10 protein-coding genes are annotated in these 15,709 nt (G+C 58.0%); 4 read left to right on the plus strand and 6 right to left on the minus strand.

What is annotated here, in order from left to right:
• The first annotated feature begins 100 nt into the window (after positions 1–100).
• Entirely contained in the window at positions 101–841 is a 741-nt protein-coding gene (pflA, locus tag G6041_RS08380; RefSeq protein WP_007782507.1) for a pyruvate formate lyase 1-activating protein, read from the plus strand.
• A 33-nt stretch (positions 842–874) separates the two neighbouring features.
• Here pflA and G6041_RS08385 read toward each other — a convergent pair whose 3' ends face one another.
• From G6041_RS08385 to lrp, 6 genes are all read right to left on the minus strand, one after another.
• Entirely contained in the window at positions 875–2,023 is a 1,149-nt protein-coding gene (locus G6041_RS08385; RefSeq protein ID WP_004387362.1) for an MFS transporter, read from the minus strand.
• 295 nt (positions 2,024–2,318) lie between these two features.
• Entirely contained in the window at positions 2,319–3,611 is a 1,293-nt protein-coding gene (serS, locus tag G6041_RS08390) for a serine--tRNA ligase (protein ID WP_007866459.1), read from the minus strand.
• Positions 3,612–3,707: 96 nt separating this feature from the next.
• A complete protein-coding gene (rarA, locus tag G6041_RS08395) occupies positions 3,708–5,051 on the minus strand; it encodes a replication-associated recombination protein RarA (RefSeq protein ID WP_041460554.1) in 1,344 nt (447 codons plus the stop codon).
• A gap of 12 nt (positions 5,052–5,063) precedes the next feature.
• Positions 5,064–5,678, minus strand: coding sequence for an outer membrane lipoprotein chaperone LolA (gene lolA / locus G6041_RS08400; RefSeq protein ID WP_004387365.1), 615 nt, complete (start codon positions 5,676–5,678; stop codon positions 5,064–5,066).
• 189 nt (positions 5,679–5,867) lie between these two features.
• The gene (gene ftsK, locus G6041_RS08405) at positions 5,868–10,019 is read right to left on the minus strand and encodes a DNA translocase FtsK (RefSeq protein WP_012125221.1); all 4,152 of its coding nucleotides are present in this window, start codon (positions 10,017–10,019) and stop codon (positions 5,868–5,870) included.
• Between the two features lie 119 nt (positions 10,020–10,138).
• Positions 10,139–10,633, minus strand: coding sequence for a leucine-responsive transcriptional regulator Lrp (gene lrp, locus G6041_RS08410; protein WP_000228469.1), 495 nt, complete (start codon positions 10,631–10,633; stop codon positions 10,139–10,141).
• A gap of 469 nt (positions 10,634–11,102) precedes the next feature.
• On the opposite strand from lrp, the gene trxB reads away from it, so the two are divergent.
• The 3 genes from trxB to cydC all read left to right on the plus strand — a co-directional run bounded on the left by trxB (position 11,103) and on the right by cydC (position 15,687).
• Positions 11,103–12,071: a thioredoxin-disulfide reductase gene (trxB, locus tag G6041_RS08415; RefSeq protein ID WP_004386312.1), complete on the plus strand. Its 969-nt coding sequence runs from the start codon at positions 11,103–11,105 to the stop codon at positions 12,069–12,071.
• 115 nt (positions 12,072–12,186) lie between these two features.
• Complete coding sequence (gene cydD, locus G6041_RS08420) at positions 12,187–13,953, plus strand: heme ABC transporter permease/ATP-binding protein CydD (RefSeq protein WP_012125223.1); 1,767 nt, start codon at positions 12,187–12,189, stop codon at positions 13,951–13,953.
• A complete protein-coding gene (gene cydC, locus G6041_RS08425) occupies positions 13,954–15,687 on the plus strand; it encodes a heme ABC transporter ATP-binding protein/permease CydC (RefSeq protein ID WP_012125224.1) in 1,734 nt (577 codons plus the stop codon).
• Positions 15,688–15,709 lie beyond the last annotated feature (22 nt).

Here is a 15,709-nt window from a genome sequence, read left to right on the forward strand (position 1 = left end):
CTGACTATACTTCAGTTATCTCGCAAAAAAGACTCGACGCGGCACAGACCGCGCTCACCCGGCCCTGTTGCATCGGGCCTGAACTGGAGATAACACCGCAATGTCAGTTACTGGTCGCATTCACTCCTACGAATCCTGTGGCACCGTTGACGGACCAGGGATCCGCTTTATCACCTTCTTTCAGGGCTGCCTGATGCGTTGCCTCTATTGCCACAACCGCGACACCTGGGACACACACGGCGGCAAAGAGATAACGGTTGAAGAACTGATGAAAGAGGTGGTGACCTACCGGCATTTCATGAACGCGTCCGGTGGCGGCGTCACGGCATCCGGCGGCGAGGCGATACTGCAGGCGGAATTCGTCCGCGACTGGTTCCGCGCCTGTAAGAAAGAAGGCATTCATACCTGTCTTGATACCAACGGTTTCGTACGTCGCTACGATCCGGTTATCGATGAACTGCTGGAAGTGACCGATCTGGTGATGCTCGATCTCAAGCAGATGAACGATGAAATCCACCAGAATCTGGTCGGCGTCTCTAATCACCGCACGCTGGAGTTCGCCAAATATATTTCAGCCAAAGGCATCAAAACCTGGATCCGCTATGTCGTCGTTCCTGGCTGGTCTGATGATGATGATTCCGCACATCGCCTGGGCGAATTTACCCGCGATATGGGCAACGTCGAGAAAATCGAACTGCTGCCCTACCACGAGCTGGGTAAGCATAAATGGGTGGCGATGGGCGAAGAGTATAAGCTTGACGGCGTGAAACCACCGAAAAAGGAAACGATGGAGCGCGTCAAAGGGATTCTTGAGCAGTACGGCCACAAAGTGATGTACTAAAAACAACGCCCGCATCATGCGGGCGTTTTGTTATCAGGCGTGTGCCACCGGCGTAGGATGATGCCCGGCTTTGCGCATCAGCATCATCAGATAAACAAACGATACGCTGGCAATCATCACAAACAGTAAGCTGTCTGAATAGCTCTGCATCAGCATGGCGGTAAAAGTCGGCCCTAACAGACTGCCGATGGTATAGCTCAGCAGCAGCGCCTGATTCATCGCCACCAGTTGGTGATGCTCAACCTTTTCACACGCCCAGGCCATCGCAACCGGGTAAAGCGTAAAACCGGCGGCACCAAGAACAAACAGCGCTGGTGCCATCGCAGCCTGCGCCAGCATCGCCATGCAGCCCACTATCACGACAAATACCTGCACACGCAACACCAGCAGACGCCCGAAACGGTCAGCCAGTTTACCGATAGGCCACTGGCCAATAATCCCGGCGCTCACCATCACCGCCATCCAGAAGCCGATCCCGGAGTCGCTCACGCCCTGATGGTTAAGGTACAGCGGCATCAGACCATACAGCGAGCCCAGCACAATACCGGAGATAATGCAGCCGTTAACGCCGAGACGCGCCTGACGCAGCTTAAACATTGGCCAGACGTGCGTTTTTTCCTGATGCTCGCTGCTGCTGTTCACGATACGGGTAAAGAGCAGTGGCAGAATGGCCGCCATCACCATGCCTGTGACCCACGGCAGGACGCTCATCAGGTCGGTCGGCAGCTTGCTGACCATCAGTTGTCCGGCGACCGTGCCCAGATAATAAACCATCATATACGCCGCCAGCAGACGCCCGCGGTTACGTGCCGTGCCGCTGCACATCAGCGCGCTTTCCACGACCACCCAAATCATCGCGCAGCCGACACCCGCGATAAAACGCCACGCAAGCCAGCTCCAGAAACCGAGCGTCATACCGAGCCCGGCACAGCCAGCAGCAAAAATCAGCGAGGCGAGATAGTAGCTGCGGTTAAATCCATAACGCTTGATAAGCGCGCCGGTAATCAGCGTGCCCAGCAGGTTGCCGGTAAAATAAGACGAGCCGACCATACCAACCTGCCAGGTCGGCAAATTGTCATGGGCCAGCCACAGCGGTACGAGCGTATTTAACACCGCTATCGCCAGGGTCAACAGCAGCAGGCCACAGAGCAAAAGCAGCACTGGCCGGGTATAGATAGACATGGATAAAACCGTGAGGAAGGTAAGAATTCGTGCGCATCATGCCACCAGCAACGCCAAAGTCAATCTGCCAGAAATCGCCTTTAATGGTCGAAACAGGCTGTCGATGAACAGTGTTCATTTATCCGTTACGGTACTGATGATTTTCGTCTGGCATAATTCATTAAAAATAATAAGTTAGCTGAATAATGCCGGGGGGATATCGATGAAAAAATTTATCAATAATTCTTATAAAAGAGGCGGGTCTAAAAATGAAAAAAGCGCCCGCAGGCGCTTTTAAAAGAATGGGCGATTCACCTTAGCCGATGAATTCAAGACCTTTCATATACGGACGCAGCACTTCAGGAATTTCGATGCGGCCATCCGCCTGCTGATAGTTCTCCAGCACAGCGACCAGCGTACGTCCAACCGCCAGACCAGAACCGTTCAGGGTGTGAACCAGGCGGGTCTTTTTATCAGACTTGCTGCGGCAGCGTGCCTGCATGCGACGCGCCTGGAAATCCCACATATTGGAGCAGGAAGAGATTTCGCGGTACGTATCCTGCGCCGGAAGCCAGACTTCCAGGTCATAGGTTTTACGCGCGCCGAAGCCCATATCGCCAGAGCACAGCAGCACTTTACGGTACGGAAGACCGAGCAGTTGCAGCACTTTCTCCGCGTGGCCGGTCATTTCTTCCAGCGCCTGCATGGAATCTTCCGGACGTACAACCTGCACCATTTCCACTTTATCGAACTGGTGCATACGAATAAGACCACGGGTATCGCGGCCGTAAGAACCCGCTTCAGAGCGGAAGCACGGCGTATGCGCGGTCATTTTGATCGGCAGCGACTCTTCGTCGATGATCTCATCGCGCACGAGGTTCGTCAGCGGCACTTCTGCGGTCGGGATCAGCGCATAGTTGCTACTGTCGGCTTCTTCTTCCAGCGGACGCGTGTGGAACAGATCGCCTGCGAATTTCGGCAATTGGCCCGTACCGTAGAGCGTGTCGTGGTTCACCAGATACGGCACATAGTTTTCGCTATAGCCATGCTCTTCGGTATGCAGATCCAGCATAAACTGCGACAGCGCGCGGTGCAGGCGGGCAATCTGCCCTTTCATAACCACAAAACGTGAGCCGGTCAGCTTCACGGCGCTCGCAAAATCCAGACCGCCCAGCGTTTCACCCAGCGTCACGTGATCGCGGATTTCGAAATCGAATTTACGCGGCGTGCCCCAACGGCTCACTTCTACGTTTTCGCTGTCATCTTTACCCAGCGGCACTTCATCATCCGGCAGGTTAGGCAGGGTCAGCGCGATATCGCGGATTTCCGCAAGCAGCGCATCCAGCTCATTTTTCGCCGCATCAAGCTCTTCGCCGAGTTTGTTCACTTCCAGACGAAGCGGCTCAATATCCTCCCCACGCGCTTTCGCCTGGCCGATGGATTTCGATCGCGAGTTACGTTCAGCCTGCAGATTTTCAGTTTTTACCTGCAGAACTTTACGACGCTCTTCAAGAGCGACCAGCTTATCTACATCCAGCTTAAAGCCCCGGCGTGCCAGTTTTTCTGCGACTGCGTCTGGCTCGGTACGCAGCAGATTGGGATCGAGCATGCTTATCCTGTGCTTATCGAAAAAAGAAAAGGGAAAGGCGACCGCAGCCTGCGGTCGCACTGATATTCAACGATTAACCTTACCGCAACGATCGCGTTAGCGGTAGCGTTTTGTGGGGCTTTTCTGATCCTGCTCAGCAAGCCAGGCTAGCTTTTCGCCAATCTTGCCTTCAAGACCTCTGTTGGTGGGATGATAGTAGCGCGTTTGTGCCATTTCGGCGGGGAAATAGTCTTCGCCAGCGGCATAGGCGTTGGGCTCATCATGCGCATAACGATACTCCTTCCCGTAGCCCATCTCTTTCATAAGCTTCGTCGGGGCGTTACGCAGATGTTCCGGCACATCGTAATCCGGGCGCTCACGGGCATCTTTCAGCGCCGCCTTGAAAGCGGTATAAACCGCGTTGCTCTTCGGCGCGCAGGCAAGATAGACAATCGCCTGCGCAATCGCCCTTTCGCCTTCTGCAGGACCGACGCGCGTAAAGCAGTCCCACGCGGAAATCGCCACCTGCATGGCGCGCGGATCGGCGTTACCGACATCTTCAGAGGCGATGGCCAGACAGCGCCGCGCGACATACAGCGGATCGCCGCCCGCGCTGATAATACGCGCATACCAGTAGAGTGCTGCATCGGGCGCTGAGCCGCGCACTGATTTATGCAGCGCGGAGATCAGATCGTAAAAACGGTCGCCTTTATTATCAAAGCGAGCGCTGCGCTCACCGGCGATTTCCGTCAGCAGTTCGGGCCTGAGCACCCGTTTGCCGTTGTCGTCGGTGGGTGCCATATCGGCCATCATTTCCAGCGTATTTAGCGCGCGGCGCGCGTCACCGTTGACCAGCTCGGCAATCGCGAGGCGGGTTTCATCCGGTAAGACGATATCCTGTCCGCCGTAGCCGCGCTCACGGTCGGTCATCGCCTGGGTCAATACCTGTTCGATGTCCTCCACCGTCAGCGATTTCAGGAGATAGACACGCGCGCGTGAAAGCAGCGCGGAATTCAACTCAAACGACGGGTTTTCCGTTGTCGCGCCAATAAACGTAATGGTGCCGTCTTCGATATGCGGCAGGAAAGCGTCCTGCTGGCTTTTGTTAAAGCGATGCACTTCGTCAACGAACAAAATCGTGCGGCGGCCCGCGTTGCGATTCTGGCGGGCGCGCTCGATAGCCTCACGGATCTCTTTCACGCCGGATGTCACCGCCGAAATACGCTCCACATCAGCGTTCGCATAGCGGCCAATCACTTCGGCCAGTGTCGTTTTACCAGTGCCAGGCGGCCCCCAAAGGATCATCGAGTGGAGATGCCCGGCTTCGATGGCGCGGGGGAGTGGCTTACCGGGCGCCAGCAGATGCTGCTGCCCGATGTACTGCGCCAGATTTTCTGGCCGCATACGCGCGGCCAGTGGCTGAAAGGTATTATCGGAAAAATCGAGCGAAAGATTGCCCACCCGGACCTCGGCTTACTTATTACGCTGGTCATCCACCGTTACGCCCTGCGGCGGCGTAAAGGTAAATTTGCTCATATCCACAGCGCCATTCTGCTGAGATTTCAGCTGATAGCTGCTGCGCTGGTCGTCCTGTTCGACGGCGCTGAACTGATTGATGGTGCCGTCGCGGCTCACGTTAATGGTGAACTGCTTCAGGTTGCCGCTGGCTGATTTTGGCGTCAGCACAAAATCATCGCCGTTTTGCTTAATATTGTATTGCTGCCAGTCACTGCTCTGGTTACGCGCAATCAGCATAAACGGCGTATTGCTGGTCGCGTCTTTCAGCCAGGTCGCGCTCGCCTGTTCAACAAACGGGTTATAGAACCACAGCGTTTTGCCATCGGAGATCAGCACGCTTTCATCCGGCTGGGTCATATGCCAGTTGAAAAGATTCGGACGTTTGACCCACAGATCGCCCTGACCTTCCTGAACGGCGGCACCGCTGCCATCGGTCACTTTCTGGGTGAAGCTGGCGTGGAAGCTGCTGACTTTATCAAGGCGGCTTTTCAAATCGCCTGCGGCATCCGCCCAGACGGACGATACGGCAAACGCGGAAAGCAAAGCACAGGTAACGGCGATTTTTTTCATTGTTATCCCTCAGAATACGACCGACCCCAGTACGGGATCGCTTACTGTCCCTAACTGTAGCCATAAGGCTGACATTTTCGACAGAAGAAAAACCTGATTTTTTGGTAATTTACCCATCTTTTCAGAATCGTGATGAGCGTGAAGCCCTGCGCGCACGGTCACATACCGCACGCGCAGGGAAAAGAACGGTTACTCAAACGGCGGCGGTGCCAGCACTTCGCGGTTGCCGTTATGGCCCTGCTCGCTGACGATGCCCTGCATTTCCATCTGTTCGATAATGCGCGCCGCGCGGTTGTAGCCGATGCGAAATTGACGCTGTACGCCGGAAATCGACGCTTTACGTTTTTCCACCACAAACGAGACGGCCTGATCGAACAGCGGATCCAGCTCTTCGCCGCCGTCGAAGCCGCCGCCACCGCCCTCGCTTTCGCTATCGGAAGTGATGCCGTCGACATACTGTGGACGCCCGCGCGCTTTCCAGTCCTGCACGACGGCATGAACTTCTTCATCACGCACGAAGGCACCGTGAACGCGAACCGGCATGGAGGAGTTCGGGCCGGAGTAGAGCATATCCCCCATCCCCAACAGCGATTCCGCGCCGCCCTGATCGAGAATGGTGCGGGAGTCGATTTTGCTGGACACGGTAAACGCGATACGCGTCGGAATGTTGGCTTTAATCAGACCGGTGATGACATCCACGGAAGGACGCTGCGTCGCCAGCACCAGGTGGATACCCGCCGCACGCGCCTTCTGCGCGAGACGCGCAATCAGCTCTTCGACTTTTTTACCGACCGTCATCATCAGATCGGCAAATTCATCCACCAGCACCACGATATACGGCAGTTTTTCCAGCACCGGATGGGTGGCATCCATGCTGTCACCTGGTTTCCAGTACGGATCCGGGATCGGGCGGCCCATGCGTTTCGCTTCGGCGATCTTCTCGTTATAACCGGCAAGATTACGCACGCCGAGCGCCGACATGAGCTTGTAACGGCGCTCCATTTCATTCACGCTCCAGCGCAGCGCGTTGGCGGCGTCTTTCATGTCGGTGACCACTTCGGTCAGAAGATGTGGAATGCCTTCATATACTGACAGTTCCAGCATTTTCGGGTCGATCATGATAAAGCGCACATCTTCCGGCGTCGCTTTGTAGAGCATGCTCAGGATCATGGCGTTAACGCCCACCGACTTACCGGAACCGGTGGTACCCGCCACCAGCAGGTGCGGCATTTTCGCAAGATCGGCCACGACCGGCTCACCAGCGATATCTTTCCCCAGCACCACGCTCAGCGGTGAAGGATTCTCGCGGAATTTCGCGCAGTCCAGCACTTCGCGCAGGTAGACGGTCTGACGTTTTTTGTTTGGCAGCTCAAGGCCGACATACGGCTTACCGGGGATCACTTCCACCACGCGCACCGCAACGGTGGAGAGCGAACGCGCCAGGTCGCGCGACAGGTTAGAAATACGCGCAGCCTTAACGCCCGGTGCCAGATTCAGCTCGAAGCGGGTAATAACCGGGCCTGGCGAGTAGTTCACCACATCCGCTTTAATGCGGAAATCGGCGAGACGCGCCTCCACCAGACGCGCCATTTGCTCCAGAGCAAAGGTATCCACCGGCTCCACTTCCGCTGGCGGCGACGTCAGCAGATCCAGCGACGGCAGCGGCGTAGACGGCTTATGCTTCGGCAGCTCTTCGCCATTACGCATCAGCAGCGGATGGATCAGGCTGTCACGCGGCGGCGTTGCCGGTGCCGCTGGCTGTTGAGGCTGCACAGGCGCAACCGGAGGCTGAGCCTGATAGCCCTGAGCGGGCGCGGAAGGCGCCTGATAACCCTGAGTCGGTACCACAGACTGTGGTTGCATCTGAGGCTGATGCGTGGCAGCAGGTTGGGCATAGCCCTGCGGTGCCTGAGGCTGCGGCACATAACCTTGCGGCTGCACGTAGCTTTGCGCGGGCGCTGCGGGCTGCGCAACGTGCGTGTGTGGCTGTTGCGCCGGCTGAGAATGTTGCTGCGGTTGATGTGCGGGGCGATACGGCTCAGGCTCGACAGGCTCTGGCATAAACAGCGGCTCGCTCGGGCCGTCATTAACCAGTGCTTTCATCGGCGAAAGCGCAATGTCATCAGGCATAAACGGCGCAGCGCCAGACGGTTGCGGCGCAGAATAGCGCTGCTGCTGAGACGCGGCAAACTGACGTGCCAGCTCAGCCTGTTCAGCGGCTTCTTCCTCTTCCGGGCTCATCTCTGCCTGATACGTTTCGCCGTAACGCTGCTGCTGGGACGCGGCAAACTGGCGCGCCAGCTCGTCCTGATACATCGCATCGGCTTCTTCTTCAGAAACGCCCTGCTGCTGTTGCGCCATACGACGCTCCGCTTCTTCACGGGCGCGCTCTTCGGCCATTCGCTGGGAAGGCAGTTTGATGCCATAAGAGGCAAGCTCACGACGCGTCGGCACACGAACGCGGTTCGGGCGCGGCAGCTGCGGGCCAATGCCCTCTTTCACCTGCGGACGCGGTGCTTCGCTGGCCGCCGGGGTAAAGGCGAGGCCGGCGGTTTGCGCTGCTGCAGACGTTGCCTGCGATGCAGCCTGAGCAGCCGCCGCAGCGACAGTCGCCTGTGCGGCTACGTTCAGGCCAGACGCGGCGGTACCAGCGGTATCAGAAACCGATGCTGAAGGCGCGGCAGGCGCGGGGTCTGGTGCGCGGACTGGCTCTGGTTTACGGGTAAGCTCTTCCGGCTCAGGAATCGGCTGATACCACGCGGCCAGTTGTTCGCGTTCACGAGCGCGCTGGGCTTCCACTTCTTCGAAATGATAGAGCGGCGGACGCGCGGGTTTGACCTCTTCCGGCGGTGCAACGGGCTCTGGCTCGTGCACCGGCGCAGTTTCATGAGCCGGGGCATACGGGTCTGGCGCAGCGTAAGGCGTTTGCGATGCCGGCGCATAAGGCTCCTGCGCAGGTACATAAGGCTCTGGCGCGTACTGGCCACCCTGCGGCTGTGCATAAGGATCATGCGGTGGTTGCTGATATGCCTGCGTAGGAGAGGGCTGCGCCTGATACGGCTGCGGCTGATGAGGCTGTTGCGCAGGTTGATAAGCAGGCGTTACCGGCGCGCTGTGCTGCGCGGGTTGCCAGTACTCTTCTTCCTGTACTGGGGGTTGTGCGACAGGTGGCTGTGACGGCGCATAGTAATCCGGCTCCGGGGCAATCCCCGGATGCGATTGCGGCGCAGAAGGCGCGGAATGCCATTCAATTTCAGGCGCGACGTCCGGTGCCTGAACGCTTACCGCTTCAGACGGCATTGCCGTTTGCGCAGATGCCCAGACCGGCGCAACCGGTGTGGCAGCCGCTGCAACGGCGGCCGGGTCGGCAATCGAATGGCCATTCAGCAGCGGGTCGTTTTCATCATAAAACGCGTCCGGCTCGGTCACTTTATGGCCGGAGAACAGCACATCGTCGGCATCAGCCGGCGTGCCGCGCACACTGTATTGTACCTCGTCGGCGTCATCCATCCGCTTGCCCGAAAAGAGCGCGGCGTCGGTTTTACGGGCGACAGGGTTGCTGAATTTGTCTGCCAGCCGCTGACGGCGGGCTAAAGCGCCACGAAGAATACGCGCGCGACGGGATTCTCCTTTCGCTGGCTTCAGCTCACGCTCATCCTCTTCATATTCGTCGTGCTCTTCATCGTCTTCGTAATCGTCTTCATCCTGCCAGGTGTCGTCACGGCGGGTACGGTTGCTGGCGAACGTCAGTACGGTAAGCACGGCGCTGCCGATTTTCTCTGCGATGCTGACCCAGGACCAGCCGGTAAAGAGCGTCAGCCCTGCTGCCCAGACGCAGAGCAGCGCGATGGTGCCGCCGCTGCTGTTGAGCATCGGCTGAAGCGCGGTGCTGAGCAGGCTGCCAATCACGCCGCCGGAGGCGAAATACCAGATATCGTCGGCGTTAATCGCCGCCAGTCCGCAGGAAGTCAGGATGAGCGCCAGTACGCCTATCAAGCGCAGCGCCACGGCGAAATAGTCGATGTAATCTTCGTTGCCGCGCTGACGCCAGGCAAACCAGCAGCCGCCCACCATGATCACAGGAATGGTGTAGGCCATCACGCCGAAAATAAAGAACAGCGTGTCCGCAAGCCACGCGCCAGGCGCGCCGCCCAGATTATGGATAGGCTCATGCCAGGCCGTTTGTGACCAGCTCGGATCGGAAGGATTAAAGCTTAACAGGGCGGCCATCAGCCAGACGGCAAACAGCACCACAAGGATCAGCAGCGCCTCGAGCAGTCGTCGCCCGCTGCTTAATTTAGTGAGTGTGACTTCTTTGTCTTCGGTGTATTCCTGGCTCAAGACAGGCTCTCCAGGTCCATGAGGTAAAACGGACAGCAGTGGCGAGAAACCCCGCCACTGCTGCTGTATGGATTAACAGGAGTGTAATCAAACTACGCCCGGTTTGCACCTGTTCTGTGTTAGCGGGTTTTAATGACCAGACGATTACTCTGCTTCACTTCTTCCATGACGACGTAAGTACGGGTGTCGTTCACGCCCGGCAGACGTAGCAGGGTCTCGCCCAACAGCTTACGGTACGCGGACATATCCGGCACACGGGTTTTCAACAGGTAGTCGAAATCGCCCGAAACCAGATGGCACTCCTGAATTTCTTCCAGCTTTTGTACAGCAGCATTGAACTGCTCAAACACATCCGGCGCGCCACGATTCAGAGTAATCTCAACAAATACCAGAAGTGAGGCATCCAGATAATGCGGGTTTAGCAGAGCCGTATAGCCCTGAATAAAACCCTGTCGTTCCAGGCGACGAACGCGCTCTAAGCACGGCGTCGGTGAAAGACCCACTCTTTTTGAAAGCTCGACGTTAGAAATGCGCCCATCCTTTTGCAGCTCATTAAGAATGTTACGATCGATACGGTCGAGATCTTTGCCAGGGCGCTTCTTGCTATCTACCATTATTATTGTCTCTCTGTATTCCTTCCCTACACCTGCCATTACCCGTTGCACTTCACTGTTCAGGGCGTCAGTTAGAAGACCGTTGCCCACTGGCAGCTATCGACATTACGTATGGCGTCTGTCCACGCCATGCGTGAATTTCAATAGCCCGGAAATTGGCACAAGCTTGCGCCAGAATGCGCGGCAACCAAAGCCAACCCTTTTTTCTTCCTCGAATGTTTTCGCAAAAGCGCAGGGGATTGTCAAAGCAAAACATCGATTTTTAGTAGAACGTGCCAGAGACTGGTTGCGAGCGGCGATTATTCCTCATTTTACTGCCTTATATGCCGCGCTTTTTAATCAGTAAAAATAATGACGCTATCGGCCGCAGCTATTGCATGAATCGTTAACAAAATTGCCACACTCTTTTTTTAGCCCCGTAAATTCCCTACAATCCAGCCCATTGTCTGCCAACAACAATGAGGATCTCATGGGCACGGCTAAACACAGTAAGCTGTTAATTCTTGGCTCCGGCCCGGCGGGATACACCGCTGCGGTCTACGCGGCGCGCGCCAACCTGAAGCCGGTTCTGATTACCGGGATGGAAAAAGGCGGTCAGTTGACCACCACCACTGAAGTGGAGAACTGGCCGGGCGACCCGCACGATCTGACCGGTCCGCTGTTGATGGAACGCATGCACGAGCATGCCGCGAAGTTTGAAACAGAAATTCTTTTCGACCATATCAACAAGGTCGATCTGCAAAACCGTCCGTTCCGTCTTATCGGCGACAGCGGCGAATACACCTGTGACGCGCTTATCATCGCCACCGGCGCCTCCGCGCGTTATCTGGGCCTGCCGTCTGAAGAAGCCTATAAAGGCCGCGGCGTCTCCGCCTGCGCCACCTGTGACGGGTTCTTCTACCGCAACCAGAAAGTCGCAGTTATCGGCGGCGGCAATACTGCGGTTGAAGAAGCGCTGTATCTGGCGAATATCGCCTCTGAAGTACACCTGATCCACCGCCGCGATACTTTCCGCGCCGAGAAAATCCTGGTGAAACGCCTGATGGATAAAGTGGAAAGCGGCAACATCGTGCTGCACACCCACCGCACGCTGGAAGAAGTGACCGGCGACCAGATGGGCGTCAGCGGTCTGCGTCTGCGCGACACCGTAAACCCGGAAAACGTCGAGACGCTGGATGTCGCAGGCCTGTTCGTCGCGATCGGCCACAGCCCGAACACCGCGATTTTTGAAGGCCAGCTGGAGCTTGAGAACGGCTACATCAAAGTGCAGTCCGGTATCCACGGTAACGCAACCCAGACCAGCATTCCGGGCGTCTTCGCCGCAGGCGATGTGATGGATCATATTTACCGTCAGGCGATCACCTCCGCCGGCACCGGCTGTATGGCCGCGCTGGATGCCGAACGCTATCTTGACGGTCTTGCTGAAAAGCAGAGCTAATTCCGCACGTTAAACAAGGCGACGAATCAGTCGCCTTTCTTTTATCCCCGTTGTAACATTGCCTGCTCTCTCGCCTTGCGGCGAGCACTCTGGATTTTACTGCTCAGTGCATGCAATGAATAAAACCCGTCAACAAGAACTGACCCGCTGGCTTAAACAGCAAAGTGTTATCTCCCGCCGCTGGCTCAGCCTGTCGCGCCTGCTTGGCGTGGTGAGCGGTTTGCTTATCGTCGCGCAGGCCTGGCTGCTGGCCGATCTCCTTAACGATCTGATAATCAAAGGTATCCCTCGTGAGGCGCTGCTGCTGCCGTTTGTGCTGTTGATTCTGGTCTTTGTGCTGCGGGCCTGGGTGGTATGGCTGCGCGAAAAAGTCGGGTTTCACGCCGGGCAACATATCCGCGCCCGCATTCGCCAGCAGGTGATGAACCGCCTTCAGGAGGCCGGGCCTGCCTGGATCCAGGGGAAACCCGCCGGTAGCTGGGCGACGCTTATCCTTGAGCAGATTGACGATATGCACGATTTTTACGCCCGCTACCTGCCACAAATGGCGCTGGCGGCGAGCGTGCCGCTGCTGATTGTGCTCGCTATTTTTCCTTATAACTGGGCAGCGGCGCTGATCCTGCTTGGCACCGCGCCGCTGATCCCGCTGTTTATGGCGATGGTCGGCATGGGTGCCGCCGATGCCAACCGGCGTAATTTCCAGGCGCTGGCGCGCCTGAGCGGCAACTTCCTTGACCGCCTTCGCGGTATGGAAACCCTGCGTCTTTTCAACCGCGGCGCAGCGGAAACGCACAACATTCAGGCCGCCTCGCAGGATTTTCGCAAGCGCACCATGGAAGTATTGCGCCTCGCGTTCCTCTCCTCCGGCGTGCTGGAGTTTTTTACCTCGCTTTCCATTGCACTGGTGGCGGTCTATTTCGGCTTCTCTTATCTGGGCGAGCTGAATTTCGGCCATTACGGCACCGGCGTGACGCTGTTCGCCGGTTTCCTGGCGCTGATTCTGGCACCGGAATTTTTCCAGCCGCTGCGCGATCTCGGCACCTTTTATCATGCCAAAGCGCAAGCTGTCGGTGCGGCGGATAGCCTGAAAACGTTCCTTGAAACCCCGATTCAGCATGCTGAGAAAGGCACACTGGAGCTTCCCGGCTGCGAGCCGATTTCGCTTGAGGCACAGGGCCTGACCATTCTTTCGCCGCAAGGGAAACGTCTCGCCGGGCCGCTGAATTTCACGCTGCCCGCGGGCAAACGCGTGGCGCTGGTGGGGCAAAGCGGCGCGGGGAAAAGCTCGCTTTTAAACCTGCTGGCCGGGTTTCTGCCCTATGAAGGCTCGCTGCGCGTTAACGGTGTTGAACTGCGAGAGCTGGAGCCGGAAAGCTGGCGGCGTCAGTTGAGCTGGGTGGGACAAAACCCGCAGCTGCCTGCCGGAACGCTTAAAGAAAATGTTTTACTGGCCGATCCCGAGGCGAGCGACGCGCAGCTCCATGCGGCGCTGGATAAAGCCTGGGTGAGCGAATTCTTACCGCTGCTGGCGCAGGGCGTTGACACGCCGATTGGCGATCAGTCCTCCGGCCTCTCTGTGGGCCAGGCGCAGCGCGTGGCGGTTGCCCGTGCGCTGTTGACGCCGTGCCGTTTGCTGTTGCTGGATGAGCCTTCCGCAAGCCTCGATGCTGGTAGCGAGCGCCGCGTGATGCAGGCGCTGGAGACCGCGTCGCTGGCGCAGACCACGCTTATGGTCACACACCAGATTGATGATATCGCCGCCTGGGATGAAGTCTGGGTAATGCGCGACGGGCGCATCGTGGAGCGCGGCGACGTCGCCACGCTCAGCGAGGCCGATGGTTATTTCGCGGCGCTGCTGGCGCACCGTCAGGAGGAGATTTAAATGCGCGCGTTACTTCCCTATCTGGCGCTCTGCAAACGCCATAAATGGCTGCTGTCGCTCGGCGTCGTGCTGGCTATCGTGACGCTGCTCGCCAGCATCGGCCTGCTGACGCTCTCCGGCTGGTTCCTCTCCGCCTCCGCAGTCGTAGGCATGGCTGGCCTGTACAGCTTTAACTATATGCTGCCTGCCGCTGGCGTGCGCGGAGCGGCGATTATCCGCACCGCCGGGCGTTATTTCGAGCGTCTGGTGAGCCACGAAGGCACGTTCCGCGTGCTTGAACACTTGCGCGTCTATACCTTCAGCCGCCTGCTGCCGCTTTCTCCGTCCGGGCTCGCGCGTTTTCGTCAGGGCGAACTGTTGAATCGTCTGGTGGCGGATGTCGATACGCTGGATCACCTCTATTTGCGCGTGATTTCACCGCTCATCGGCGCGCTTGCGGTTATCGCGGTCGTGACGCTTGGCTTAAGCCTGTTGGATGTGACGCTGGCGCTGACGCTCGGCGGGATCATGCTGGCGACGCTGCTGCTGCTCCCTCCCCTCTTCTATCGTGCCGGTCGACCGGTGGGCGAAGCGCTGACGATGCTTCGCGCCAGCTATCGCCAGCAGCTGACCGGCTGGTTGCAGGGTCAGGCGGAACTGTCGATTTTCGGCGCGGCCGGGCGTTATCGCGAACAGCTGGATACAACCGAACAAGTCTGGCACGAGGCGCAGCGCCGCCAGGCCGGGCTGACAGCGCTTTCGCAGGCGATGATGACGCTGATTAGCGGCATGACGGTCGTACTGATCCTCTGGATGGCCGCAGGCGGCGTTGGTGGCAACAGCACGCCGGGTTCGCTTATCGCGCTGTTTGTCTTCTGCGCGCTGGCCGCCTTTGAAGCGCTCGCGCCAGTCGGCGGCGCGTTCCAGCATCTTGGTCAGGTTATCGCCTCCGCGCGTCGCGTGAGCGACGTCATTGATCAGCCTGCTGACATCACCTTTGCAGAGTCGGGCAAAGATGCGCCGCGTGAGGCCTCGCTGTCGCTGCGTAACGTGAGCTTCAGTTACCCGGGCCAGCCGCAGCCTGCGCTGCGCGATATTACGCTAGACGTCGCACCGGGCGAGCATATCGCGATTCTCGGGCGCACCGGCTGTGGTAAATCGACGCTGTTGCAGCTTATCACCCGCGCCTGGGACCCGACTTCCGGCGACGTGATGCTTGATGGCATCTCCATCACCGGTTACCGCGAAGCCGCGCTGCGCGCCACCATGAGCGTCGTGCCACAGCGTGTGCATCTCTTCAGCGCCACGCTTCGCGACAACCTCCTCCTCGCCGCACCGCAGGCCGATGACGCCGCACTCGGCGCAGTACTCGCTCGCGTGGGGCTTGAAAAACTGCTGGATGATGAGGGGCTGAACGCCTGGCTTGGCGAAGGCGGACGACAGCTCTCCGGCGGTGAGCTGCGCCGTCTCGGCATCGCCCGCGCGCTACTGCACGACGCGCCAATGCTCTTACTGGATGAACCGACGGAAGGGCTGGATGCCGAAACCGAGCGTCAGATACTCGCTCTGGTAAAAGAAGTCGCCGCACAAAAAACGCTGCTGATGGTGACCCACCGCCTGCAGGGGCTGACGGCGTTCGATCGCATCATTGTCATGGACAACGGGCAGATTACTGAGCAAGGTAGTCACAAGGAATTACTGGCGCAGCAGGGACGTTATTATCAGTTTCGTGCGCGTTCAGTACACTATCATTGATTGATATTTGACACTGTTGTCA

Source organism: Cronobacter sp. HA18003 (assembly GCF_011605905.1).
Taxonomy (GTDB): domain Bacteria; phylum Pseudomonadota; class Gammaproteobacteria; order Enterobacterales; family Enterobacteriaceae; genus Cronobacter; species Cronobacter sakazakii.

What these genes read in the sequence shown, in the direction of transcription:
- cydD (WP_012125223.1), top strand. Translation starts at nt 12,187, where the DNA reads ATGAATAAAACCCGTCAACAAGAACTGACCCGCTGGCTTAAACAGCAA.
- cydC (WP_012125224.1), top strand. Translation starts at nt 13,954, where the DNA reads ATGCGCGCGTTACTTCCCTATCTGGCGCTCTGCAAACGCCATAAATGG.
- lrp (WP_000228469.1), bottom strand. Translation starts at nt 10,633, where the DNA reads ATGGTAGATAGCAAGAAGCGCCCTGGCAAAGATCTCGACCGTATCGAT.
- trxB (WP_004386312.1), top strand. Translation starts at nt 11,103, where the DNA reads ATGGGCACGGCTAAACACAGTAAGCTGTTAATTCTTGGCTCCGGCCCG.
- G6041_RS08385 (WP_004387362.1), bottom strand. Translation starts at nt 2,023, where the DNA reads ATGTCTATCTATACCCGGCCAGTGCTGCTTTTGCTCTGTGGCCTGCTG.
- lolA (WP_004387365.1), bottom strand. Translation starts at nt 5,678, where the DNA reads ATGAAAAAAATCGCCGTTACCTGTGCTTTGCTTTCCGCGTTTGCCGTA.
- pflA (WP_007782507.1), top strand. Translation starts at nt 101, where the DNA reads ATGTCAGTTACTGGTCGCATTCACTCCTACGAATCCTGTGGCACCGTT.
- serS (WP_007866459.1), bottom strand. Translation starts at nt 3,611, where the DNA reads ATGCTCGATCCCAATCTGCTGCGTACCGAGCCAGACGCAGTCGCAGAA.